This is a genomic window from Rugamonas fusca, from assembly GCF_014042365.1.
Classification (GTDB): Bacteria; Pseudomonadota; Gammaproteobacteria; order Burkholderiales; family Burkholderiaceae_D; genus Rugamonas; species Rugamonas fusca.
Genome location: NZ_JACEZS010000068.1, coordinates 1 through 647 on the forward strand (window position 1 = coordinate 1; position 647 = coordinate 647).

Here is a 647-nt window from a genome sequence, read left to right on the forward strand (position 1 = left end):
CGTATCACCGCACCTGACTGCTCACCGGATGTAATGGTGGCTGACGTTCCCATGTACCCGCGTATCGTTTCATCGGCGCGGGCAATGGCAGCATCGAACAGGTTATCGAAATCAGCCACAGCGCCTCCCGTTATTGCATTCTGGCCAGGCCGCGCTCTGTCATTTCGGCTGCCACACCGGCAGAGACACGAAACGCCGTTCCCGGCAGCACAAATGCCACAGGTTCATCCCGCGTGGCGTGAAGTGCATCAGTATGCAGCTTCACCAGTGCCACGACCGTGACCAGTTCAGACGTATCCAGAATCACGGTATCCGGCTGCGCTGATCCCACCTCATTTTCATGTCCGGTCAGCACATTTTCCCGGCTGAGAGGGGTGTCCTGACCGGCAGTTTCATCCGTGTCATCAAGCTCCTCTTTCAGCTCTGCCACACGGAGCGCCAGTTCTTCTTTCGTCCCCGTCAGGCTGACATCACGGTTCAGTTGTTCACCCAGCGAGCGGAGACGGGCAATCAGTTCATCTTTCGTCATGGACTCCTCCACAGAGAAACAATGGCCCCGAAGGGCCATGATTACGCCAGTTGTACGGACACGAACTCATCAGGCGTACCTTTGTCTCACGGGCAAGTTGTACGGACACGAACTCATC

At 56.7% G+C, this 647-nt stretch carries 1 protein-coding gene; it reads right to left on the reverse strand.

All coding sequences use genetic code 11. From position 1 onward, the window contains the following. Positions 1-130: 130 nt before the first annotated feature. Positions 131-529: a DNA-packaging protein FI gene (locus H3H36_RS26340; protein ID WP_000158919.1), complete on the reverse strand. Its 399-nt coding sequence runs from the start codon at positions 527-529 to the stop codon at positions 131-133. Positions 530-647: the final 118 nt, after the last annotated feature.

Bases quoted from the DNA above. Each gene is read 5' to 3' on its own strand.
- H3H36_RS26340 (WP_000158919.1), bottom strand. From the start codon at position 529: ATGACGAAAGATGAACTGATTGCCCGTCTCCGCTCGCTGGGTGAACAA.